The following is a 23,740-nucleotide window of genomic DNA, read 5'->3' on the forward strand; positions in this document are numbered from 1 at the left end:
AAAACCGGGCTAAGAAAAGCCGGATTTCAACAACATATTGCGCATCAACCAAGTCTTTGTTCTAGTTAGCCAATGTCAAAACAAGTCGCAGCGATATCCTTGAAAAGAAAAGCACTCCTCGCGAGCTGCTTTGTTGCGGTTGCCCTGCAGCCGATGATGTCGCTCGCGCAATCTTCGCTGCCGACTGATGTGCCAACCCCGCTCGCGCGCCCCTTTGCGCCGACGACCACACACCAGTCGCCGATGAATCTGGTGACACCGAAGCCGCGTCCCGCCACACCCGACCCGGTCGTGACGTCAGCGGTCAGCCGCACGGAAAACCCGGCAGCAATTGGCGGAACGCTAAAAAGCGGGCTTGATGCCCTTTCCTCCCGCGACGTTGCGAGTGCAATTGCATTCCGCAACGGGATGCCGCATGGCTCGCTCGACCGCCAGATTTTGACGTGGGCTATCGCGACATCCGGTCTCGACGGTGTGCCAAGTACCGAAATCGCAACGGCGGCAACGGATTTGCGCGGCTGGCCGGGAACGTCCGTTCTACGCCGCAATTCTGAGCGGGCTCTGTTCAAGGAAAACCCAACGCCAGCCGCCGTAATCGCAACATTCGGCAATACACGCCCGCAGACTACAGAAGGTATGATCCTGCTCGCCCGCGCCTATGTCAGCACCGGCGACGCAGGCAAAGCACGCGGACTGCTTTCGCCGTGGTGGGCCACGCAGCGTCTTTCTGCCGATGATGAGCAAAAGATACTGAAAGAGTTTTCGGGCGTTCTGACGCGCGAGGATCATCAACGCCGTATTCTAAGTTCTCTCTACAATGACCGCATGCAATCCGCAAAACTGCTTGCGGGACCAGCACAAGCTCAATCGCTCTACAACGCCTTTGCGGCAGTCTCACAAAAATCTCCGAACGCAGCCAAGGCGATAGCGGATGTCGACCGGACATGGCAGGGCAATGCGGCCTATCAGTTTCTGAAGATTCGCTATCTGCGTCGTGCCGAGCGCTATAACGAGGCGACGGACCTTATGCTGAAGGCACCACATCAGGCTGCGGCGCTTGTCGATCCGGATGCGTGGTGGATTGAGCGCCGTATCCTGTCGCGGGAACTGCTCGACCTTGGCAAGCCGCAGCTCGCCTACAAGCTGGTTTCGGCTCATGCAGCCGAATCACCCACGATGGCCGCAGAAGCGGAATTTCATGCCGGATGGTATGCGCTTCGCGCCCTGAACCAGCCGAAGACGGCTGCTCCGCATTTTGCCCGGATCGCAGAAATCTCGTCGCGTCCGATTTCAGCTTCTCGCGCCTTCTACTGGCTCGGGCGGTCGGCTGAAGCAGGTAGCGGTGGCGATGCGCGTGACTATTATCGTCGCTCCGCTCATTTCGGCACGACATTTTACGGACAGCTTTCAGCGGCCAAGTTGAGTGAAAAAGCGCCTGAGCTCATCTATCCAAGACCAACGGAAGCGGATCGCGCGCGGTTTGCCGCTCGTCCCGCCGTGCAGGCGATAAGGCGGCTGGAACAGGTCGGTTACAGTAGTCGCGCAACGACGCTCTACAACCAGCTATCGCAGGAACTGGACAGCGTCGGAGAGCTGGCTCTGCTGGCGGTCATGGCCGAGCGCAACGAGAATCACTATCTGGCGCTACGCGTCGGCAAAAATGCTGCGCTGCGGGGTCTTGATGTCGGCGCTCTGTCGCATCCGCTCGGCGCAATTCCCGCCACTGCCAATATAAGCGGATCGGGCAAAGCCCTTGCCTATGCCATCGCGCGGCAGGAAAGTGAATTCAACGTCGGCGCGGTTTCGAAAGCAGGCGCGCGCGGCCTGCTGCAACTTATGCCCGCAACGGCAAAAAGCGTAGCAACCCGCAACGGTATGAGCTTCTCAGCACCGCGCCTCACGAGCGATGCAGGATATAATGCAACGCTTGGCGCCCATTTCCTCGGTGAGCAGCTTGACCGTTTCAACGGGTCCTACGTTCTGACCTTCGCCGGTTACAATGCTGGGCCCCGCCGGGCAGCGGAATGGGTCGAGAAATATGGCGATCCACGCGGCAAGCCTATCGATCAGGTCGTCGATTGGATCGAACGTATCCCTTATTCCGAAACACGAAACTATGTTCAGCGCGTCATGGAAAACTATGAGGTCTACAAGGCCCGTCTGACCGGTAGCGCCGATATCCAGACCGATCTGATTTACGGTCGGCGCTAGAAAACTTCGCGCTTATATTGAGATAGTAGAACTACTCTGAAATGAAAAAGCAGGCTATTCGCCTGCTTTTTTTGTCCGTCGCGATCTTGGTTTGGTCGCTGTTTTGCCGGGCCTTTCCGATCTCCTGGCACTGGCTTTATTTGCTGCATTCGCCAGCTTGGTGGCTTGCCCGCTCCAGTCCTCGCGCTCCACACGGCGCGGAAAGCCTATGTTTCGCTCGATCCAGCGCGATTCGTCTTCATTCCAGCCGGCAATCTGGTCGTAATGAAACACGCCGATCCCGTTGAGCAATCCCTGAACCGCCCCGCCAATGCCTTTGATGACGGTAAGGTCATCAGGCTTTCCAAGGCGCGCAACTTCCAAAAGCTCAGGTCGGCCCGGATCGCGTACAGGCTCGGCATCTGCCTCAGCCTCCGCCTTTTCCTCCCGAGAAGGCCAGTCCCCCACAACTTCGGCATCGGGCACAGCTTTCAACTGAAGCTTCTCCAGTTCGCGCGGCTGGGATGAAATTTTGGGTTCTTCAGTTTTTGCCGGGGAAAAGATCTTACTTGACGCTTCCGGCTTTTCAGCAACTGGCAATGTCGCGTGTGCCGCTGCAATAATTGTACGCTCGTGATCCGGCATCGCCGCACTTCTGCGCCGCACGAAACGACCCAGAACACAGCCAATAACAAAAGCGATGGCAACAAGAACAGCCAGTTGAACAATCAGCAACGGCATATGGTTTCCTCGTACTCCAGATTACTCAAGCCCGACGAACATAATCATCGTCAATTTTTCCCCGCCCCCAATTTGCCGCCACTATTTCGAACCGGTCAGCCAACCCACACCCGCACCGATTAAAACCGCTACAGCGAGAACCGGCCAAAACGATACGGCTAAATAAAGCATTGTCAGGTCCGCTTTCTATTCCGGAAATGGAACATATGATCCGCTATCCCTATTCATAAAGAGAAAGGAAAGGCTCGAACAGGCGGGGTGTCAATTCCGAACAGAAAACTAACAGGGGACGAAATTCGAGATTCCGTCAGCCTTCCTCGCCGTAAAAGCTAAGGTTCGCCAATCTCTACCCGTCCTGCCTTCAGAGCGAAAGGAAGCGGGGAGTGCAACTGGGATTCTATCTTTTGATAGCTGGCATCGTCTGCAGCTTTGCCTTTGACAGAGATATTGAGGTCTGAAATCTCAATCTCTCCTTCCCGCAGAGCCGACAGAAGTTGCAAGGCAAACTCCACCGAATCAACGAAATTCGCCGGGCTGCCTCGGCCTACGGCCATTTCATCATCAAGCGGGATGCCGGGAGCCGCACTTTCAGCCGCCGCCATGACACGGTCCCTGACATCATTGTCAGGGACGGAACCAGATAGAATGATTCCGTCTGCACTCTTCTTTATCTGTAGCGAATAGGGCGACACGAGCGGAAGAACACTCGTCAGATCGGTGATTTCGCGAATCCCCCTCACCTGCTCCAGCGCCATTTTCGCAGCGGATTGAGCCTCTGGATCGGGCGCAATACCTTTAAGCGTCACATCGCGACCGTCCACATCAAAGCCCGTCCATATATATGGAGCCAATGCTTCGCCGGTACGTGATGCAATATCCGTCTCGACCCGATCGGCACCAAACCAGAGCGCAAGCGCGGTCAGCGCTGCGGTCCACGTAACTCCGGGCCAAAACCATTTGAACATGTCGTGGCGTCTCCACGCTGGAAATTATCGAATGCGAAGCAGCGGAACACAAACCGCTTTCTATTCGTACAAAGACCGAGATTTCGGTGAAAGCAAGATCGCTACCGTGAAAATCCGCAAACAAAAAACCCGGCAGCGATGCTGCCGGGTTCTTTTTGAACAATCCCAGAGGGATTAGAACGAGCGCTGGAAGCGAATTGTTGCGCCTACAGCATCCTTTTCGCTGATGTTACGATCAAGGCCAGCTTCGTGGTTACGCCAATCGTTGCTGAAACGGGTCCAGTTAACTTCCGGCGTGATCGTGAAGCCAGGTACCATTTCGTAAGCTACGTTAGCAGCAACTGCAGTCTTGCCCCAATCGTCGTGTGCAGCCTGAAGATTGAAGGTTGCCTTGTCGGTTGCCTTGAACTTGAGACCACCCCAGACAGCCCAATCGCCGCCCCACTGACCGTAGTTCTGATCCGGAGATTCTTCCGAAGCATATGCACCCTGCAGCCAAACCGAGAATCGATCGGTAATGTTGACGTCGCCACGAACCTTGGCAGCCCATTCTTCGATAACCGAGTCATAGGCTACGACACCAGCGATCGAACCCCAGCCACCGGCGTACTTCAGGCCACCAACTACGTGCGGCATGTAGCCATCGATAGCGTAGTCACCCAGACCGTCGTAACCGCCATCGTTGTCACCGCCCTGTTCGAGAGCGATTACAGCCGAGAAGCCATTTCCACCGGTGAAGGTGTAAGAAATCTTACCTGTGCGGTAGGTGCCAGCGGAGACCACGTCATCGTTGATGATGTCGCCGAGGTAACCAGTGAAGGTGTGGAATTCCGACTCATCGATACCGACCTTCAGACCGCCCAACGTGATGTAGGCGAACTGCATAACCGTATCGGAAGAATTGGTGCCATAGACGCCGTCTACACGCGAGTTTGCGGAAGCGTAGTTGAAGCGAAGCTCCGTGAACGTCTTCAGCGTGCCCATTTCGGTTTCCGAAGCGGTCGAAGCACGGAGTGCAAAACGAGCGCCCTTATCCCAACCTTCACGGTCCTGACCGGTATAGACGTTATCGCCACCCTTTACGTCGTAACGAACATAACCATGGATACGCAGGCAGGTTTCGGTGCCTGGGATGTAGAAGTAGCCAGCGCCGTAAGCATCGCAAACGCGGACATATTCAACTGCTTCTGGCTCTGGTGCGACGATTGCGTCGGCAGCCTGAGCGCCGGAAGCTGCAACCAGAGCTGCAGCGGAGCCAAGGAGAAGGCTCTTGATGTTCATTTCTGACCTCCAGTCAAAGTTAAAAATGGGTCTGGGCATTCTGATTTGGCTGAAGGACAACCTGTCCCCATCCCCTTTTTGAAAAAGTCGCCCCGAAGCGCTCCTTCTTCTGGATGTGAAGATACTCGCCCGTTTTCTTGTTTCAACATCGAATGCACTCTCCCAACCTTTCTCGTGCTTCTATGAGGGAGGGTTGTTGCAGAAAAGACACGAAATTGCCCGTTTCCGGGTGGTCCATTTAGAGTTTATTAACATGAGTAAACGCGAATTAACGGGTCTTAACGCTTGAAAACACGCGATATTTGGCATCGACACTGTTTCCGGCAGGCGAATCCATTATTTCTCGTGCTCTAGGCGCAGAATATGTCAGACTACCGCTACGGGCCGCCACATTGATCGAAATCAGAGCGAATCTTCCGTCCTTATATATCTGCTAAATGACGCTTGCGCCCCTTCGTGAAAGCCACTGATGCCAGGTACATTCCTGATCGCGCATATATAAAGTGCGATAATTCGCAGGAAATTTTACCAGTTCGCGCGCAATTCACTTGAAATGACAAAGCGTACCGGCTATCTCGCCCTTACCGGAGAGGTGGCCGAGTGGTCGAAGGCGCTCCCCTGCTAAGGGAGTAGACCTCATAAGGGTCTCGTGGGTTCGAATCCCATCCTCTCCGCCAGCTGCTTCAAGCAATTCCAGCCATCAAATTCAGATCCAGTTTGTCTCGCAACCTGTGATTCTGCGCCTTTTCGCGTCGTGTTCGGCACGTATCGGACTGGCCTCCAGTTTTCTGACTTTTTCAGTTTTGAATCCGGCGAACACATAACAGATTGAAATTATTTATCTATTTCTGAAGCCGCCGATTCTTGACTGGAGGTCAGAAATGAACATCAAGAGCCTTCTCCTTGGCTCCGCTGCAGCTCTGGTTGCAGCTTCCGGCGCTCAGGCTGCCGACGCAATTGTCGCGCCAGAGCCAGAAGCCGTTGAATATGTCCGCGTCTGCGATGCTTACGGCGCTGGCTACTTCTACATCCCGGGTACCGAAACCTGCCTGCGAATTGGCGGTTATGTCCGTTACGACATTCGTGGTGGTGATGATGCCTATACGGGCGTTGAGTTCGGTGGATGGCGCAAGCGCGCACGTTTCGCTCTACGCACTTACACCGCCTCTGAAACCGAAATGGGCACTTTGCGCACATTTACCGAAAGCCGCTTCCAGTGGGATTCGGTTGCCGGTAACTACGGTGATACAGGCTTCGGTGGTTATGGAGCTGATGGCAACGAAGGTACGCACGAGCTTCACTTCGCCTACATTACCCTTGGTGGCCTGAAGGTCGGTCTTGATGAGTCCGAATTCCTTACCTTCACCGGTTACCTCGGCGATATCATGAATGACGACGTGGTTCTTGCTGGCAACTATCGTACCGGCAAGATTTCCTATACCTTCACGGGTGGAAATGGTTTCTCGGCTGTTGTGGCTCTTGAACAGGGCGGTGATGGCTACTCGATCAACGATTATATGCCACACGTTGTTGGCGGTCTTAAGATCGAACAGGGCTGGGGCTCACTCGCTGGTGTAGTAGCTTATGACTCGGTCATTGAAGAATGGGCTGCTAAGGTTCGTGGTGATGTGAACATCACCGACCGTTTCTCCGCTTGGCTGCAGGGCGCATATTCATCCGCAGAAACGGATGACCAGATGTATGGCGCCTGGGGTGGTGATTGGGCAGTCTGGGGTGGCTTTAAGTTCAAAGCAACCGAAAAGGCTACCGTCAATGTTCAGGGTGCATACGAAGACTGGGGTAAGCTAGCTGTCGCAGCAAACGTTGCTTATGAGCTGGTTCCTGGCTTCACTGTTACGCCAGAAGTTGCCTATACCCGTTGGGACAGTGACCATCCAGCTCGCCTCGCAGGCGGTAGCAAAGATGCAATCCAGGGCATGCTTCGCTTCCAGCGTTCGTTCTAATCAGATCGACGCTTAAGCGAAATGCGCCAACGGGAAACCGTTGGCGCACATCCATTTGAAACATAGCTCACGAATGCGTGAATTTTGATCCTTCAGAGATGGGGATTTCGAAAAGGATCGAAAACCGAGGGGAGTAACGGGGGACGACAGAAAGCTGGGGGCAAACATGGTCTTTTAGAAAGGTCCAATCATGTCTCCGCATAAAGTTAGCTCACTTATCTTGTGTTCTGAGAATTATTTCATTAGTTGTGCGTCTCATATATCAAAGGGGGGCGCGCAATGATCGTCGTTGGGGAAACGAAGATCGACATGGGCGATAAGTTTACGCCGATAGTCGACTACAACTTAAAGTACACATCCAGCAAAAGTCCGAACCACCGGCTTGTCGAGCAATTTTCGGTGGCGGAACTGACGGGGAAATATATCAACATCCTGTGGGATGATGGGTCACACAAGTATAATGTGAAGTCGTTTCTCGGCGAAATTGACGAGATTTTGAAGGGCGAACGCTTTTCAGGTTTCGATCAGGAAATGCTTGACTCCGTCATCGGTTCGCTCCGTGAGCGCGGCAACAGCAATGCAACCATCAATAGAAAGATGGCTGCGCTGAGCAAGCTGCTGCGAAAGGCGCACAAGATGGGAGATATCTTCAACCTACCGGAATTCGTCCGGCAGAAGGAGCGTGTAGGACGCATTCGATTCCTTGAATACGAGGAAGAAAAGCGTCTATTCGCCGCGATCAAGTCGCGCTGTGAAGATAGTTACCGGCTTTCCTTGTTTCTTGTCGACACGGGCTGCCGCCTCGGCGAAGCCATCGGCGTTACCTGGAACGATATTCAGGATCAACGGGTTACGTTCTGGCTCACCAAATCAAATCGCAGCCGTACTGTGCCCCTCACCCGCCGTGCCCGCAAAGCAGCACATATTCCGCATGAAAAGCTCAAAGGCCCCTTCTCCATGCTCAATCAGGTCCGGTTCCGCCATATCTGGAATGAGGCAAAGATGGAAGTCGGCCTTGGCACGGACGATCAGGTCGTTCCGCACATTCTGCGTCATACCTGTGCATCTCGACTGGTTCGCGGTGGCATCGATATTCGTCGTGTTCAGATGTGGCTGGGACACCAGACCCTGCAGATGACCATGCGCTATGCTCATCTTGCTACACATGACCTCGATTCATGCGTGAAAGTGCTTGAAGTCCACTAGAGTGGCTCCAGTTAGAATGGAATCGTGAGCTGCTCTATCTCTTTGTTGGCAAGTCTTATCCGATGCGTCGTAGCGGGATAAGAAATCAGTTCAGCGAGCTGATTTCCCTGCGTAGAAGCTGTTTTGTCTTGCAGGAGATACTCTGCAAGGTAGCTCGAAAATTGTAACCAGGTTTTCGGATAAGATCGAGTGGGCACACATAGTCAGAGCATCGATCGGTCCAGTCAGATCGAAATGCCCTCTACGCGACTTCGGCACGTCCATGTGTAGGACTTCATAGCCAGCCCCTTGGAGGCGTGGCTGAGGTCATGATGTTTATCGATATTCGGGTTCAGGCCCGGATAGTTTCACCTTGTCTAGCCTTATTGCTTAGCTTTAACTGGCAGCAAGCGCGATCATTTACTCGCATTATTCAGCCGACGCGGAATCATTGTGATGGCACCGGCGAATACAAGTTGCTATGCCTTTTCCCAGCAGGACAGGCGTTGGTGACTGACGGCATTCTCCAGCCCTTCGATTTGTCCTCATCACATTGTGCAGGACTGAGAATCGACTGGAAATCGCCATGGGATCGCCCCGCCTTACACCGCTCGTCGCAAGCTTACCATCCACCGTTCCTTTTACCGGTCCTGAAACGTTGGAGTTACAGCGGGGAAAACCTTTCAAGGCGCGAATCGGCGCCAATGAGAGCAGTTTTGGTCCAGCACCATCTGTCCTCGAAGCCATTCGGACGGAAGCAAGCGAGATATGGAAGTATGGCGACCCTGAAAACTATGAATTGCGCCACGCCATTGCCGCACATCACAGCGTGAAACCTGAAAACATCATGCCGGGAGCGGGTGTCGATGCCTTGCTCGGATTGGTGGTCAGGCAATATGTTCAGGAAGGTGACAGAGTCATCAACTCGCTGGGCGGCTACCCGACCTTCAACTATCACGTTGCCGGTTATGGCGGGAAACTGTCTACTGTTCCTTATATCAACGACAGATCAGACCTCGACGGCCTGCTTGATGCGGCGCGCAAGCAAGATGCCGCAATTCTATATCTCGCCAATCCGGATAATCCGATGGGAACCTGGCATGAGGGTTCGGATATCCAGTCCTTCATCGAGCAGGTTCCTGAAACCACGATGCTCGTTCTGGATGAAGCCTATTGCGAAACGGGGCCTGCCTCCGCCTTCCCGCCTTTCGAAACCGACCGGCCGAACATTTTGCGAATGCGTACCTTCTCCAAAGCCTACGGCCTGGCAGGAATTCGGTGCGGTTATGTGGTTGGCAGCGCTGAAGCCATCAAGTCCTTCGACAAGATTCGCGACCATTTCGCAGTGAACCGTCTTGCGCAGGCAGCGGCTATCGCTGCCCTCAAAGATCAGGCTTACCTGCGCGACGTGGTAGCTAAAATAATAGCCGGTCGAGATCGCATCGTCACAATCGCCAAGGCAAACGGCCTTGCAACCGTCCCCTCTGCCACGAATTTTGTCGCCATCGATTGCGGCAAGGACGGAGCATTCGCCACGGCAGTTCTCAACGGCCTGATAGCGCGTGACATCTTCGTGCGCAAACCCGGTGCCCCGGTTCTCGACCGCTGTATTCGCGTGAGCGTCGGTATCGATGAACAGCTCGATCTTTTTGAAGCTGCCCTACCTGCAGCTCTAGAGGATGCCCGAAAAAACACAGATATTCGCGAAACTGCCTGAACGGTGGAGCTATAGATGCAGATTCAATCCGATAGTCGGCCCCATAAAATTCTTTTCAGCACGCTGGCCGGGCTGTGCGGTGCGCTTGCAATCGCTGCTTACGCGGGAGCGGCCCATGGTGGGGAGAACCATCTGGGCAATATTGCTCCGCTTCTTCTCGGCCATGCGCCCGCGTTTCTGGTGTTATCGCTGATCGTGCCTGCCAGCCGCACCGCTTATCTAGGCGGAGTATTACTTGTCATCGGCCTCACTTTGTTCTGCGGCGATCTCTTCATGCGTGACATGACGGGTGATCGGCTCTTTCCGATGGCTGCACCGACTGGCGGATCATTAATGATTCTCGGTTGGCTAGCCGTTGCAATTACCGGCTGGTTTTCAAGAACCAAATAAAAAGGGGCCGAAAGGCCCCTTCTCTTTAAGATTGCCCTGATAGGATCAGGAATTGCCCTTCAGGCGCGCGTTGCAGAGGCTGTAATAACCGCCGCCCTTCTGCACCCACTTCAGGCCGCCAAGTGCATTGGCATCCTTCAGGGTATGGTACTGTTCGAGGCAAGTGTGCATACGAGCCTTTCCAGCGGATTCGCTGGAGAATTTTGCTGAAACCGCAGTCGGGAACTTCACACCTTTCGGTGCAGCAACTGTCGGTGCTGCCGGTTCGTTGTTGCCATCCGTGCTGAGCGCTACCGGATCTGCACCCGCGCCACACTCGGCCTTGCGGAAATCGTTCCACTTAACACCATTGTCCGTACCGGCATCCTTAGCCGCCTGATACTTGGCGCTGCACTGCTTCATTGTCAGGCCTTTGGCGCTGTCATCTGCTGCCGGAGCGGCTGCACTCTTGGCTGCCTTTTTGGCTGGAGCGGCAGGTGCAGGAGCTGCGGGAGCCGCGGCGGCATCTGCGCCGTCTCCGCATTGCGCCTTGCGGAAGTCGTTCCACTTCATGTTACCGAGCGTGCCAGCATCCTTGGCCGACTGATACTTCGCGCTACATTCCTTCATCGTCAGCGCGTTGGCAGGCGATGAAAATGCAAACGCAGCGGCACTCATGATAATGGCCGTGCCAGCCATAGCTGTGATGGATCGAATAGACATCTTGTCACTCCCTGTCGAATGCAGCCTTCCGATCGCGTGGCGTGCTTTGTGCCTTGCGATCTTGCTAATATAGAGGAACGAGAGATGTCATCGTTGCTCTGACCCGTTCCGCTTATACGTCAACCTTGCGCTTCGCAAAGTTGACTGTCAATCATTTGGTCAATATTACCATCAGCTCCAATACAAATTTTCTAACGGGCTTTCTTTGCTCGTTATGGTCATGCAGGTGCCATGAAGTAAAATTATAGTACTTCCCACCTCATGTCCGATTTTTATTCGAACAGAGTTAAAATCCTGGGGCGGTGCAGATGACAAAGCGGATCATGATCATTGGCGGCGCCGGTTCGGGAAAATCAAGCCTCGCGCGTGCGCTCGGCGAGGTTACCGGCTTACCGGTCGTTCATATCGATACCCTCTACTGGCAGCCTGGTTGGACGATGCGATCACGTGACGAGATCGGTCGCCTCACCAAGGAAGCGGCAAATCAGGACAGATGGATATTCGAGGGCAATCATAGCGAAACTATGAATTACCGGGCCTTGCGGGCAGATATGCTTATTTTTCTCGATATATCGACCATGCGTCGCCTGTGGCGTGTACTGAAAAGAACGGTAATCCACTACGGACGCTCGCGCCCGGATATGGCGGAAGGTTGTGTGGAGCGTTTCGACTGGGATTTTCTGAAATGGGTGGCTGGCTACCGCAAGAACGGTCGTATTCGTGCGCTGGCCTTTCTGGAGAAGGCGCCTCAACATCTTTCCAAGCACCATTTGCGCAGTCCGTATGATGTGAAACGCTTTCTCGCGCAGATGGCGCGCGAAATAAAATAAAACAATCGGCCTTCCCGATTGCGATAAATCCACAAAGAAGACCGTGAAATAACAATTTTTCAAGCCGTGCGCTGCATCGCAAGGGCTGTTATATTTAATCGTCTCCCAAGACTTTACGCTGCGTGCTATGGCCCAATCATCTGCACAGCGCGAATGCATGACATGCCGGAACTCGTTCCGGCACCGTAATCTTTTTGCCGGATTGCCGGCTTCTCGCTGTTCTGGAGTTTCCACGTGGCCGATATCACTGATAACGCCGCTGCCCTTATTGATGCGCCGAAATCTGCCGCATTCGACCGTCACCGCCTCTATGAAGATGCTATGGCGATGCTGATCGGCACATCCTTCATTGCACTTGGCATTACGCTTTACAGCCAGGCGATGCTAATGACTGGCAGCACCGCCGGTATCGCCCTTCTCATCCAGTATGCAACAGGCACTGAATTCGGGTTGCTCTATTTCCTGATCAATCTGCCATTCTACTATTTTGCCGTGCGTCGAATGGGGTGGGCTTTTACGATCAGAACATTCGTCGCAGTGGCCATGATGTCGGGCTTTGCGCGACTGATGCCCTTGAGTGTCGACTTCTCAAGCGTCAATCCGCTTTTCGCCGCACTCATGGGCGGTACCTTGATGGGTATGGGTGTACTCGCACTCTTCCGGCATCGTTCCGGTGTCGGCGGCGTCAATATATTGGCGCTCTATCTGCAAGATGCCTATGGGATAAGGGCCGGCTGGTTTCAGCTCGGCCTCGATATCCTGATTATGCTGGTCTCGCTGTTCTTTATCCCGTGGGAAAATATGGCACTTTCCCTCATCGGCGCGATTGCCATGAATCTTATCATTGCAATCAATCACAAACCGGGCCGGTATCTCGGTATAAGCTGAGAAAACAAAAAGCCGCCTTCGAAGACGGCTTTTCTCACACACGACTGTTTGTCGCTCAGTGGGCGGTCATCCACTCGCGTGCGTCGCGCAACGCCGCTGCCAGTTCGCCCTTGCTCATCGTGGCAGCCACCTGATTACGCATACGGGCGGCCTTCTCGCTGCCGCGGATGGCGGCAATGTTCAGCCATTTGTGGGCCTGCACCACGTCGATCTCGCAATCGCGACCGATGGCAAATTTCATGCCCATTTCCAGAAGAATGCGATCCTGCGCGATTGCGTTGTTCTTATTCGTAAAGCTCTGAAACTGTGCCATTTTCTTTGTCCCTGTTAAATCCCGAGAACCGTCCGGTCTTTATTTCAAAGCCTGATTTCGTTGCTTCGAAACTGCCGCCTCTGTCGTTCCGTTCATGCTCTCAAATCTACGGGAAAGGATTGAAATGCGCGTTAAACCAGATGCTTAACGAGCAACCAACAAAATCCGAACAAGGGGTAAACTTGGGATTTTGTTAAACATGCAAGTGCTGCCGATTGCTGGATTTTCGTAAAAATTCGATTCAAATCCGCATGATTGAACGAAACCAGTTGCTAACTATAGACAACATTCGAACGCGGGCGTGTGTGTACAAAGGGCAGTGTTTCATATGCCGAGCACGACATAAATATCCCTCTTCCGCTTCGCCAGAAACTGGTTTACGTTTACGTTTGCGTAAGCTTGACGGATGGTCGAGGAGGCTTCCGTCTTAAACTTCAGAACGCATCACAGCGGTTTCATCGTTGCGACCGGCAAAGCCGGGACTGGCGGCGATTTGGGAGGAAAGAATGATCCGCACACTTATTCTTGGAATGACGCTTGCAGCCACCTTTGCCGCACCCGCCCTCGCCGAGGAAGGGATCGTCGGCACGTGGAAGCGTCCGAACGGCACGATCATCAGCTATGCAGCATGCGGCGCTAACAAGTTCTGCGGTACGGTGCAGACCGGCGAATACAAGGGCAAGTCCATCGGCACGATGTCGGGCACCGGGGGCAGCTATAAGGGTGAGGTCAACAAGCTTGACGAAGGCAAAACCTATACTGGCAAGGCCAGTGTCAAGGGCAATACGCTTTCACTCTCCGGCTGCGTGATGGGCGGCCTGATCTGCAAGAGCGAAAGCCTGGCGCGCCAGTAATATCCAGCGCTGCGGAATCAAAAAGGGCGGCTCCAGGCCGCCCTTTCTTTCATCGCTTGTTCAGCGTGCCTTCTGACCGAAGAGAATCTTGTGTTCCTCTTCCTTGTTCACGGACGCATTTGCACGTTCACGTTCTTCTTTGCCGACCACGAGACCGCGCTGCACCGCAGGGCGCGCATTCATCGTCTGATGCCAGCGCTTCAGGTTCGGGAAGTCATCCAGGTTCTGGTCATAATTCTTGTAGGCATTAATCCAGCCAATGGAGGCCATGTCGGCAATGGAGTATTCGCCAGCGATATATTCCTTGCCTTCAAGTTGCATGTTCAGGACGCCGTAGAGACGGTTGACCTCATTGGTATAGCGGTCGATGCCGTATTGGACTTTTTCCTGAGCATAGATACGGAAATGCCCGGCCTGCCCAGACATCGGGCCTAGTCCACCCATCTGCCACATCAGCCATTCGTCAACGGCGACACGCTTGCGTTCCTCGGTCGGGTAGAACTTACCGAACTTTCGGCCGAGATATTGCAGGATCGCACCAGATTCGAACACTGAGATCGGTTCGCCGCCCGGCCCTTCCGGATCGATGATCGCGGGCATACGGTTGTTTGGAGCAATCTTCAAAAAGTCCGGCTGAAACTGATCGCCCTTGCCGATATTGATATATTTGACCTCGTAGGGAACGCCCAGTTCTTCCAGCATGATGCTGATCTTAAAGCCATTCGGCGTGGGCCAATAATACAATTCGATGGGCTTGGTCTGTTCGGCCATGGGTTCTCTCCCGCTGATCCTGAAATTGCGCGGGACGTGTTCCCGCATTCCAATGATGGGAAACATAAGACCCTTTCGGGCAGGCACAAGAGCCACTTGTGGCAATAAACGGAACATCAATATTTTTGAACACTGCATGAACGACGCTCTCAGGGACGGTTCAGGCGCTATCGCTAGATTGAATAGGGAGAACAGAAATCAGAACGGCTTTGGGGGTCAACCAGTATGCTTCGTCGTTTAACAATTGTCTGCCTGATGATCGCTGGCTTTGCCGCAGTCGCCAGCATTTTCGTTGACCAGAGATATAACGTCTACCGGGATCAGCCGGTGATCGGGCCTGTAGCCGCCTTCACCCAAAAGCCTGCTGGAGAACGGCCATGAAAAGAACCCGGATCATAGCCGCAGTCGCCCTTCGGGTTTTCCTTTTCACAGCCATTTTCACCGGTCCGGCAGCAACCTTCGCCTACACGCAGATTGGCCAGCATTCCCAGATGAGCGGCATCGGCCTCGTACTTTATGTGAGCCTGCAACGCGTCGCATAAACTGGGTCATATACCAGTCATGGACTCTGCTATACTAGGTCATGACACAGCGAATCGAACATCCATTTCTGACCGAGATCAAAACACCTCCGACCGTTGACCCGGAGGTTTTCAACGACGCCGGTGCGGCGGTTGCCGCCCTGCAAAAGCTATATGATCGCAACACGGCTTTCCTGCGCGATGCGTTCGAGAAGGTTGCGCGCGGCGAGGTTTCGCCGCAGCGCTATCGCGCTTATTATCCCGAAATCTGCCTGTCTACATCGAGCTTCGCGCATGTGGATTCTCGGCTGGCTTATGGCCATGTCTCGACGCCGGGCGATTATTCCGCAAACATCACACGGCCCGATCTGTTCGACCATTATCTCACCGAGCAGATTCGTCTCCTGATGCGCAATCACGGTGTGACCGTGACGGTGAAAGAGTCCTCAACGCCGATCCCGATCCATTTCGCCTTCAAGGAAGGCACTTATGTAGAGGCATCTGTCGCCAATGCCTTCACGCACCCGCTGCGTGATCTCTTCGACGTGCCCGATCTGGCGGCAACCGACGACAAGATCGTCAATGCCGATTTCGAGCCCGCCCCCGGCGAACCGATGCCGCTTGCGCCATTCACTGCCCAGCGCGTCGATTATTCACTGCATCGGTTGGCGCACTACACGGCGACAAGCCCGGCGCATTTCCAGAACTTCGTACTGTTCACCAACTACCAGTTCTATATGGACGAGTTCTGCGCCTATGCCCGCGAATTGATGGCAGAAGGCGGCGGCGGTTATGAACAGTTCGTTGAACCAGGCAATCTGATTACGCGCGCGGGCGAGAGCGAACCAAGCAGTGGCAGCCCTCTACCTCGCCTGCCCCAGATGCCAGCCTACCACCTGCAACGGGGCGACCATTCGGGCATCACGATGGTCAATATTGGCGTAGGCCCGTCCAATGCCAAGACCATAACCGACCATATCGCGGTGCTTCGCCCTCACGCATGGCTGATGCTCGGTCACTGCGCTGGCCTTCGCAACAGCCAGCAGCTTGGCGATTATGTCCTGGCACACGCCTATATGCGTGAAGACCATGTTCTCGACGACGATCTGCCTGTCTGGGTGCCGTTGCCAGCACTTGCTGAAATTCAGGTTGCGCTGGAAGAGGCCGTCGAGGAAATCACCGGTCTGGAAGGTTACGATCTGAAACAGATCATGCGTACCGGCACGGTCGCAACCATCGACAACCGTAACTGGGAACTGCGCGACCAGCGTGGCCCGGTGCAACGCCTCTCACAGGCACGCGCTGTCGCGCTTGATATGGAATCCGCGACAATTGCGGCCAATGGTTTCCGTTTCCGTGTGCCTTACGGCACGCTTCTGTGTGTTTCCGACAAGCCGCTGCACGGTGAACTGAAACTTCCGGGCATGGCGACCGAATTCTACAAGCGACAGGTGGCGCAGCATCTGCGCATCGGCATCCGCGCAATGGAAAAGATCGCCGCCATGCCGGACGAGCGGCTGCATTCCCGCAAGCTCCGCAGCTTCTACGAAACGGCTTTCCAGTGACGTTAAGGGAGTAGGGGAAAAAGGGAGTAAGGCAGTATGTTGGAGCTGTGCTGGAAACAGAGCAGCTTGGATCCTACTCCCTTATTCCCTTATTCCCTTATTCCCTTATTCCCTTATTCCCCTACTGCCTTCATTTCCATTATCGCGCCGTATTCAATAGCTAGAGGCATTTCATGTCGAAAAGCCGTGAAAACCTTTCATTCCTGTTGTTGCTGGCTGCTGTCGCGCTGTCGGTTCCGCTCGTGCTCGGATTTCTTGGGGCGGTACATCCCGCACTGGATTCCTTTTCGCATTTTCGAGCCCACCTCGCCGTCTTGCTGGCAGTGCTGACCGTTCCCTTGCTTTTCACCAAAATGCGGCGCGAGGCAGCGATGCTTCTGCTTTTTGCCGTTATGGCTCTCAGTACAACTGTCGGTGCTGCACGCGATTTCCTGAGCGGCTCTACAGGTGCACAGGCGCAGGAACAAGGTGGGGCACGCTACAGCCTCGTCCAGATCAATTTGCGCGAAGACAATCCCGAACCAAAACGCATTCTCCAGATGATTGCGCGGGAAAAGCCGGACGTCATCACCTATGAGGAAGCGAGTGAGCAATGGACAAAATGGCTCACCATTCTCCAGGGTTCCTATCCCTACCACCTCAATTGTGCTGACGATCCCAACACATGGGGCGTGGGCATCCTGTCGAAGCGGCCTTTCAGCGAAGATGCACAGACGGCCTGCGTCGGCGATGGTTTGCTCGCAATTGCGCCAATCAATTTCGGCGGAACGACCGTGCATGTCGCAGCACTGCACTTTTCATGGCCATGGCCACGCTGGCAGCCTTATCAACTCCGCTACATCGAACCGGAACTACAGAAGCTGAAAGGTCCTCTGGTCGTCGCCGGTGATTTCAATGCGGCACCGTGGAGCAATGCCGTTCGTCGTGTCGAATATGCCTCCGGCACCCGTCATATGACCGGCATCGGCGGCACGTGGATGACGCACCTGCTGCCTGTTACGCTGGCGCCCTATATCGGCCTGCCGATTGATCAGATACTCGTAAGCCCCGAAATCGGAGGGGCGAAGGTTTCGGCGCGTGAAGATGCTGGCTCCGATCATCTGCCGGTTCGGCTCGATTTTTCCGTTCCGCCGCCCGTTCGGCCAGATGAAGAAGAACCGGAAACCCAGTCCGTCATGCTTCAATAAAAAAGGCGGTCCCAGACCGCCTTTTTCTTTTACATGCTCACGTAAACAGGTCCCTCGCCAACTCTCTTTTAGCCGCATTTCCGGAACGCAAAACCGGCGCCACTTTTGCTGGAAATGCTCGGATGGCGGTCGAGACGGACACTGTTTTCCGCAAACATTACATGTTTACGTAAACAGGCCCCTCACCGCCTTGCGGCGGCACCCAGTTGATGTTCTGGTTCGGGTCCTTGATATCGCAAGTCTTGCAGTGCACGCAGTTCTGCGCGTTGATGACAAACCGCACGTCCTTTGCCTGCGGATCGGCAGCAGAGTTGCCGTCGGCATCCACCCATTCATAAACACCCGCAGGGCAGTAACGTGTCGACGGACCGGCAAAGATGTCGTGTTCAGACGTCTGCTGCAATTTCATGTCACGGACCTGAAGATGCACAGGCTCATTCTCGTCATGGTTCGTGTTCGACAGGAACACCGACGACAGGCGGTCGAACGTCAGAACGCCATCCGGCTTCGGATAGTCGATCTTCGCGTGTTTCGCAGCCGGCTCAAGTGACTGCGCATCAGTCTTGCCGTGCTTCAGCGTTCCGAAGATGGAGAAGCCGAAAAGCTGGTTGGTCCACATATCGAGGCCGCCGAGCGCCACGCCAGCAATCGTGCCGAACTTCGACCACAGCGGCTTGACGTTACGCACGCGCTTGAGATCCTTGCCAATCAGGCTCGAACGCCAATTGTTCTCGATCTCGACCGGCTCGTCATTGGCGCGTCCTGCGGCAATTGCCTCGGCGATCTTGTCAGCAGCGAGAATGCCGGAAAGAACCGCATTGTGGCTGCCCTTGATGCGCGGCACGTTGACCAGACCAGCCGAGCAACCGATGAGTGCTCCGCCCGGAAACGAAAGCTTCGGCACCGACTGGAAACCGCCTTCGGTAATTGCACGTGCGCCATAGGAAAGACGCTTGCCACCCTCGAAGACATCCTTGATGGCCGGATGCGTCTTGAAACGCTGGAATTCTTCAAACGGCGACAGATACGGGTTCTTGTAATTAAGGTGCAGCACAAAGCCGACCGCAACCATATTGTCCTCGAGATGATAGAGGAACGAGCCGCCGCCGGTCTTCATGTCGAGCGGCCAGCCGAAGGAGTGCTGAACCAGCCCCGGCTTGTGCCTGGAAGGATCGACCTGCCACAATTCCTTGAGCCCAATACCGTATTTCGCCGGTTCGCGGCCCTCGTCGAGCTTGAATTTCGAGATCAGCTGCTTGGCAAGCGAACCGCGCGCGCCTTCGCTGACCAGCGTATACTTGCCGAGCAGCGCCATGCCGCGTGTATAGTTCGGACCATGTGTTCCGTCACGCTCGACACCCATATCGCCAGTGGCGACGCCGATGACTGCGCCCTCGTCATTGTAGAGCACTTCGGTTGCTGCAAAGCCCGGATAGATTTCCACGCCAAGTTCTTCGGCCTTGGTGCCGAGCCAGCGGCAGACATTGCCCAGGGACACGATGTAATTGCCATGATTGCTCATCAAAGGCGGCATCGCGAAATTCGGCAGGCGCACGGAACCTGCAGGCCCCAGCACGAGGAAATGATCGGCTGTCACGGGCGTCTTGAAGGGGTGCCCCTCTTCCTCGCGCCAGCCCGGCAGAAGCTGGTCGATGCCCACCGGATCAACGACAGCGCCAGAAAGAATATGCGCTCCGACTTCCCCACCCTTTTCGAGGACGACGACGGAAAGTTCGGGATTCGCCTGTTTCAAGCGGATTGCCGCAGCAAGGCCAGCAGGACCCGCGCCGACGACAACAACGTCGAATTCCATGCTCTCGCGTTCGGGAAGCTCCTGGTTCGCATATTCTGGGGCTTCAGACATTCATCCCTCCGTCCGGTGTAACATCGTCTTCTTACTAAGGTAGCCCAGACGACGCATCCAATTGTTTTTGTGCATGATCTAATCGCGAATACCCATGAACCGACTGCCTGTCAGCACTGATGGTATGGAAAGACCTGCCGTTTCCCCGTAATCTGCCTTACCCTGTCGCAGAGTTGGAGACTGTCGCAAATGCGTCCAATTGTCCAAAACAGGCGTCCTACGTCCACATATTCATTTACTTTAACGTAAACGTCAAATCTATTCCATTCAAGAAGCTGCGATGAGGATTTGTTCTTGGTGATGGAAGAAGTACGACTTCACAGCATGTCATGAGCATAAGAGAGCCGTAGCTGGCTCTGGCTGGGATATGCCGGTGTGAAATCGGATATGAATTGTCACTAACCGTCGAAACAAGCCCTAAATCCCAACCGGGCTCTTGCATTCACCCGCAAAATTCGCCACCTCAGAGGTGAGGTAGATAATGGCTGATAATCGCGAAACGCTGGATATTGAAGGTTTGCTCCGCTTCTATGCGGAAGCAGGCGTTGACATGCCGCTTTCCGAAACGCCGTTAGACCGGTTTGCGGAGCCTCAGCGCCCTGTTCCTTCGCAACCAACGGCGCAAATGTCGAATTCGCCGGAGCGCGCCCGGCAGCAGCAACCACGTCCGGCCCCGACACCTGCCCCCACCAGCAGGCCTGTTCAAGCCGCAGCCGACCTTCCCGACACAGCGCAGATTGCGCTCGCACGCGAGGCGGCGGCACAGGCTTCGACACTGGAGGAATTGCGGGAGAAGCTCGCTGCATTCGACGGCTGCAACTTGAAATTCACGGCGAAGAACCTTTGTTTCGCCGATGGCGATCCGTCATCCGACATCATGTTCATCGGTGAAGCGCCCGGACGGGATGAGGATATGGAAGGATTGCCGTTTGTCGGAAAATCCGGACAGCTTCTCAATCGCATGATCGAATCTATCGGCCTGAAGCGAGAAAGCGTTTATATCGCCAACACGATCCCGTGGCGTCCGCCCGGCAACCGCACGCCGACGCCGCTTGAAACGGAACTCTGTCGGCCATTCATAGAACGACAGATCGAGCTTGCCGCGCCGAAAGTTCTGGTTGCACTTGGCGGACCTGCGGGCAAGGCACTCACCGGCGCGACGGAAGGTATCCTTCGGCTACGCGGCAACTGGAAGATTCATCGTACGCCCAACGGCCTCGAAATTCCCGTCATGCCGACCCTGCACCCAGCCTACCTTCTGCGAACGCCAGCGCAAAAGCGGTTTGCATGGCGCGATTTTCTGGCTGTGAAGCTGAAATTGGCCGAATTGATTAGTTGAAATCTCCGTAGTTCAGTGGCATCGGCAGGCGGCGTAGGCGGTATTGTCACCAACATGCCGCAAACTTGTTCTATTTCGCCGCTTGCCAAACCGCCTTTCGGCGACAAGTAGCCCTAAATTCAGATTCCCCATGGGATTTCACTGTGGAGTTTTTCATGGCTGGCCAGCTCCTGCCCATAGCCGCTTTGCTTGCAAGCACCTTTCTGATGCTGCTTGCCGGTGGCCTTGCGGGTATTCTTCTGCCCCTGCGTGGCGGCATGGAAGGCTGGTCGACCACGACCATCGGCTGGATGGGTACGAGCTATTCTCTCGCGTTCACGATCGGCTGCATCGTGGTGCCGCATCTGGTGCGGCGCGTTGGGCATGTGCGCGTCTTCTCCTCTCTGGCGACGCTGCTTTCGATGGCGCTATTGTTCCATGCACTGGTCGTCAATCCCGTCGCATGGATGATCTTCCGTGGCATTGCAGGTTTTTCGCTCGCAGGCAGCTACATGATTATCGAAAGCTGGCTGAATGAGCGTGTGACCAATGAATCGCGCGGCCGCATCTTCTCGATCTATATGATTATCACCATGCTCGGACTGTTGTGCGGACAATACATCCTGCCGTTCGGCGATGCGGGAACGCAGACGCTCTTCATCATTTGCGCCATCATCTATGCAAGCGCACTGCTTCCAACCGCCCTCTCAAGTGCACAGTCGCCCAACCCGCTGACGCAGGTTTCGCTCGATCTGAAAGGGCTTTACCGACGGTCGCCTGCTGCAGCCGTCGGCTCGCTGATTGCTGGTATAGTTGCAGGCACCTGGAACTTCCTCGCTGCCATTTACGGCGAGATGAACGGTCTTTCGACCTTCGGCATCGCAACAATGCTTGCCTGTGCCATGGTCGGCGGCGCGATCTTCCAGTATCCGCTCGGACGGGGATCTGACTTTGTCGATCGTCGCTATGTCATGGTGATCGCCGGTATTATCGGCTTTGCGTTGTCGATGGTGATGGTGCTGTTCCATCCCACTTCGCCCTATGCGCTCTACATCATGATGTTTCTGTTCGGCTCGGTTATTTATCCGATCTACAGCCTCAACGTCGCTCACGCCAACGACTATGCGGACGCCAGCGAATTCGTGAAGGTTTCCGGCGGATTGCTGATTATTTACGGCGTGGGCAGCGTCATCGGGCCTGCTCTTTCCGGCCCGTTGATGGATCTGATCGGTGCATCGGGCTTCTTCGTAACCATGGCCATTGCCTACGGCTTATACGGCCTGCATGCCTTCTGGCGCATCCGTCGCTTCGAACGCCCGGCCATCAGCGACCAGAAGACCGAATACAAGTTCCATACGCCGGACGGCCAGTCCACGCCGGAAACCATGCAGCTTGATCCTCGTGCAGAGGGCGCACCCGGTCAAAGCTGAATTCATTGTGTCTGAGGTGCGTTCACCTTGTGGGGCGCAATGGAAAGCTTGTGCTCGCGGTAGATGATGAAACCGCCCGCCGCCATAACGATGGCGCTACCGGCCAGCATTTCGAAAGTCGGGATATCGCCGAACAGCAAAAATCCGATGGCAAGTCCCAGCAGCATCGAAGTGTATTCGAAGGGAGCAATCGTCGACATCGGCGCATGGCGATAACACTCGGTCAGAAGGATCTGACCAACACCACCCGCAAAGCCAGCACCGACCAGCATGGCAAGCTGTGACCAGTTCGGTACGATCCAGCCGAATGGAAGGCTTGCCAGGGAAATGACGCTCGCGGATAGGGAAAAATAGATCACAATGGTCGAGGTGCGCTCCGTCTGCACGAGGCGACGCACAAGCATCATGGCCACCGCAGACAGAATAGCCGCGCCAAGAGCGGCAAACGCACCCATGGCCTCGTCATGCCCCATGCTGCCGCCGGAAAACACCGTCAGCCGCGGCCAGATGATGACCATCACACCACCAAGCCCGATGAGAACCGCGCTCCAGCGATAAAATCGCACGACTTCATGCAGGATGACCGCGCCAAGAATGACGGTAATCAGCGGTGAAGCGTAGTTGATCGCGATTGCTTCGGGCAGCGGCAGCTTGGTGAGAGCGAAAAAGCTCATCGACATGGAACAGACGCCCACCAGCCCACGCCAGAAATGGCTGAAACCGTTCTGGGTGCGGAACACGCCGGAAAGCTGCCCGCGCCACCCCAGATAGACCAGTATCGCGAAGATTGCGAAGAACGACCGGAAAAAGATCAACTGTCCGACAGGCACGCCTTCAGCCGCCTTCAGCAAGGTGGACATGGCGACAAAAACGGCAACGGAAGCGATTTTGAGACCGATGCCGAGCATCGGGTTGGTTTCAAGATGGGCAGCCTCGACAGGCGCGCTCGCATGAGCGTTCACAACGCAATTCCTTAAAAACACAAAGCGCAGGTTCGCCCAAAATATTCGAGCGCCTGTTTTCTTATTCCTGTTTGTGAGACAGCACCAGTAGCACAAAGGTTC

General features: G+C 54.9%; 22 protein-coding genes and 1 tRNA gene. 15 read left to right on the plus strand and 8 right to left on the minus strand.

What is annotated here, in order from left to right:
- Positions 1-153 precede the first annotated feature (153 nt).
- Positions 154-2,211, plus strand: coding sequence for a lytic transglycosylase domain-containing protein (locus HWX93_RS12520; protein WP_176037565.1), 2,058 nt, complete (start codon positions 154-156; stop codon positions 2,209-2,211).
- 54 nt (positions 2,212-2,265) lie between these two features.
- Here the strand turns inward: HWX93_RS12520 and HWX93_RS12525 are convergent, their stop codons facing one another.
- The 3 genes from HWX93_RS12525 to HWX93_RS12535 all read right to left on the minus strand — a co-directional run bounded on the left by HWX93_RS12525 (position 2,266) and on the right by HWX93_RS12535 (position 5,177).
- Positions 2,266-2,931, minus strand: a complete 666-nt coding sequence (locus HWX93_RS12525) for a 50S ribosomal protein L21 (protein WP_176037513.1) — start codon at positions 2,929-2,931, stop codon at positions 2,266-2,268.
- A 329-nt stretch (positions 2,932-3,260) separates the two neighbouring features.
- Positions 3,261-3,896, minus strand: coding sequence for a BON domain-containing protein (locus tag HWX93_RS12530; protein WP_176037514.1), 636 nt, complete (start codon positions 3,894-3,896; stop codon positions 3,261-3,263).
- A gap of 174 nt (positions 3,897-4,070) precedes the next feature.
- Entirely contained in the window at positions 4,071-5,177 is a 1,107-nt protein-coding gene (locus HWX93_RS12535) for a porin (RefSeq protein WP_176037515.1), read from the minus strand.
- 586 nt (positions 5,178-5,763) lie between these two features.
- On the opposite strand from HWX93_RS12535, the gene HWX93_RS12540 reads away from it, so the two are divergent.
- From HWX93_RS12540 to HWX93_RS12560, 5 genes are all read left to right on the plus strand, one after another.
- Positions 5,764-5,854: transfer RNA gene (locus HWX93_RS12540), tRNA-Ser, on the plus strand.
- Between the two features lie 204 nt (positions 5,855-6,058).
- Positions 6,059-7,141: a porin gene (locus tag HWX93_RS12545; RefSeq protein ID WP_176037516.1), complete on the plus strand. Its 1,083-nt coding sequence runs from the start codon at positions 6,059-6,061 to the stop codon at positions 7,139-7,141.
- Between the two features lie 279 nt (positions 7,142-7,420).
- A complete protein-coding gene (locus tag HWX93_RS12550; RefSeq protein ID WP_176037517.1) occupies positions 7,421-8,347 on the plus strand; it encodes a tyrosine-type recombinase/integrase in 927 nt (308 codons plus the stop codon).
- Between the two features lie 565 nt (positions 8,348-8,912).
- A complete protein-coding gene (locus HWX93_RS12555) occupies positions 8,913-10,043 on the plus strand; it encodes a pyridoxal phosphate-dependent aminotransferase (protein WP_176037518.1) in 1,131 nt (376 codons plus the stop codon).
- Between the two features lie 15 nt (positions 10,044-10,058).
- Positions 10,059-10,433, plus strand: a complete 375-nt coding sequence (locus HWX93_RS12560) for a DUF423 domain-containing protein (RefSeq protein ID WP_176037519.1) — start codon at positions 10,059-10,061, stop codon at positions 10,431-10,433.
- Positions 10,434-10,478: 45 nt separating this feature from the next.
- Here the strand turns inward: HWX93_RS12560 and HWX93_RS12565 are convergent, their stop codons facing one another.
- Positions 10,479-11,135 carry an antifreeze protein gene (locus HWX93_RS12565; protein WP_176037520.1) on the minus strand — a complete coding sequence of 219 codons (657 nt, stop codon included), beginning with the start codon at positions 11,133-11,135 and terminating at the stop codon, positions 10,479-10,481.
- A 308-nt stretch (positions 11,136-11,443) separates the two neighbouring features.
- On the opposite strand from HWX93_RS12565, the gene HWX93_RS12570 reads away from it, so the two are divergent.
- Positions 11,444-11,965, plus strand: a complete 522-nt coding sequence (locus HWX93_RS12570) for a DNA topology modulation protein FlaR (protein ID WP_176037521.1) — start codon at positions 11,444-11,446, stop codon at positions 11,963-11,965.
- Positions 11,966-12,199: 234 nt separating this feature from the next.
- Positions 12,200-12,853: a YitT family protein gene (locus tag HWX93_RS12575; protein ID WP_151557882.1), complete on the plus strand. Its 654-nt coding sequence runs from the start codon at positions 12,200-12,202 to the stop codon at positions 12,851-12,853.
- Positions 12,854-12,908: 55 nt separating this feature from the next.
- On the opposite strand, the gene HWX93_RS12580 is transcribed toward HWX93_RS12575, so the two are convergent.
- The gene (locus HWX93_RS12580) at positions 12,909-13,166 is read right to left on the minus strand and encodes a sel1 repeat family protein (RefSeq protein WP_061347264.1); all 258 of its coding nucleotides are present in this window, start codon (positions 13,164-13,166) and stop codon (positions 12,909-12,911) included.
- 506 nt (positions 13,167-13,672) lie between these two features.
- Here HWX93_RS12580 and HWX93_RS12585 point away from each other — a divergent pair.
- Positions 13,673-14,020 carry a DUF2147 domain-containing protein gene (locus tag HWX93_RS12585; RefSeq protein ID WP_061347263.1) on the plus strand — a complete coding sequence of 116 codons (348 nt, stop codon included), beginning with the start codon at positions 13,673-13,675 and terminating at the stop codon, positions 14,018-14,020.
- Between the two features lie 60 nt (positions 14,021-14,080).
- Here HWX93_RS12585 and HWX93_RS12590 read toward each other — a convergent pair whose 3' ends face one another.
- On the minus strand, positions 14,081-14,791 hold the full coding sequence (locus tag HWX93_RS12590; protein WP_151678626.1) for a glutathione binding-like protein: 711 nt from the start codon (positions 14,789-14,791) through the stop codon (positions 14,081-14,083).
- A 225-nt stretch (positions 14,792-15,016) separates the two neighbouring features.
- On the opposite strand from HWX93_RS12590, the gene HWX93_RS12595 reads away from it, so the two are divergent.
- The 4 genes from HWX93_RS12595 (at position 15,017) to HWX93_RS12610 (ending at position 18,064) form a co-directional block, all read left to right on the plus strand.
- Positions 15,017-15,172, plus strand: coding sequence for a hypothetical protein (locus tag HWX93_RS12595; protein ID WP_167522242.1), 156 nt, complete (start codon positions 15,017-15,019; stop codon positions 15,170-15,172).
- Positions 15,169-15,333, plus strand: a complete 165-nt coding sequence (locus tag HWX93_RS12600) for a hypothetical protein (RefSeq protein WP_167522243.1) — start codon at positions 15,169-15,171, stop codon at positions 15,331-15,333. Before HWX93_RS12595 ends, HWX93_RS12600 begins: the two co-directional genes overlap by 4 nt.
- Before the next feature lie 41 nt (positions 15,334-15,374).
- Positions 15,375-16,877, plus strand: a complete 1,503-nt coding sequence (locus tag HWX93_RS12605) for an AMP nucleosidase (protein WP_176037522.1) — start codon at positions 15,375-15,377, stop codon at positions 16,875-16,877.
- 173 nt (positions 16,878-17,050) lie between these two features.
- A complete protein-coding gene (locus tag HWX93_RS12610) occupies positions 17,051-18,064 on the plus strand; it encodes an endonuclease/exonuclease/phosphatase family protein (RefSeq protein WP_151678627.1) in 1,014 nt (337 codons plus the stop codon).
- 157 nt (positions 18,065-18,221) lie between these two features.
- On the opposite strand, the gene HWX93_RS12615 is transcribed toward HWX93_RS12610, so the two are convergent.
- Positions 18,222-19,928: an electron transfer flavoprotein-ubiquinone oxidoreductase gene (locus HWX93_RS12615; protein ID WP_151678628.1), complete on the minus strand. Its 1,707-nt coding sequence runs from the start codon at positions 19,926-19,928 to the stop codon at positions 18,222-18,224.
- Positions 19,929-20,409: 481 nt separating this feature from the next.
- Here HWX93_RS12615 and HWX93_RS12620 point away from each other — a divergent pair, with 481 nt between their 5' ends.
- Complete coding sequence (locus HWX93_RS12620; RefSeq protein ID WP_151557874.1) at positions 20,410-21,267, plus strand: uracil-DNA glycosylase; 858 nt, start codon at positions 20,410-20,412, stop codon at positions 21,265-21,267.
- Positions 21,268-21,422: 155 nt separating this feature from the next.
- On the plus strand, positions 21,423-22,676 hold the full coding sequence (locus HWX93_RS12625; RefSeq protein WP_151557872.1) for an MFS transporter: 1,254 nt from the start codon (positions 21,423-21,425) through the stop codon (positions 22,674-22,676).
- A 2-nt stretch (positions 22,677-22,678) separates the two neighbouring features.
- Here the strand turns inward: HWX93_RS12625 and HWX93_RS12630 are convergent, their stop codons facing one another.
- On the minus strand, positions 22,679-23,584 hold the full coding sequence (locus HWX93_RS12630; RefSeq protein WP_282188496.1) for a DMT family transporter: 906 nt from the start codon (positions 23,582-23,584) through the stop codon (positions 22,679-22,681).
- Positions 23,585-23,740: the final 156 nt, after the last annotated feature.

This window comes from Brucella tritici, assembly GCF_902825325.1.
GTDB lineage: Bacteria > Pseudomonadota > Alphaproteobacteria > Rhizobiales > Rhizobiaceae > Brucella.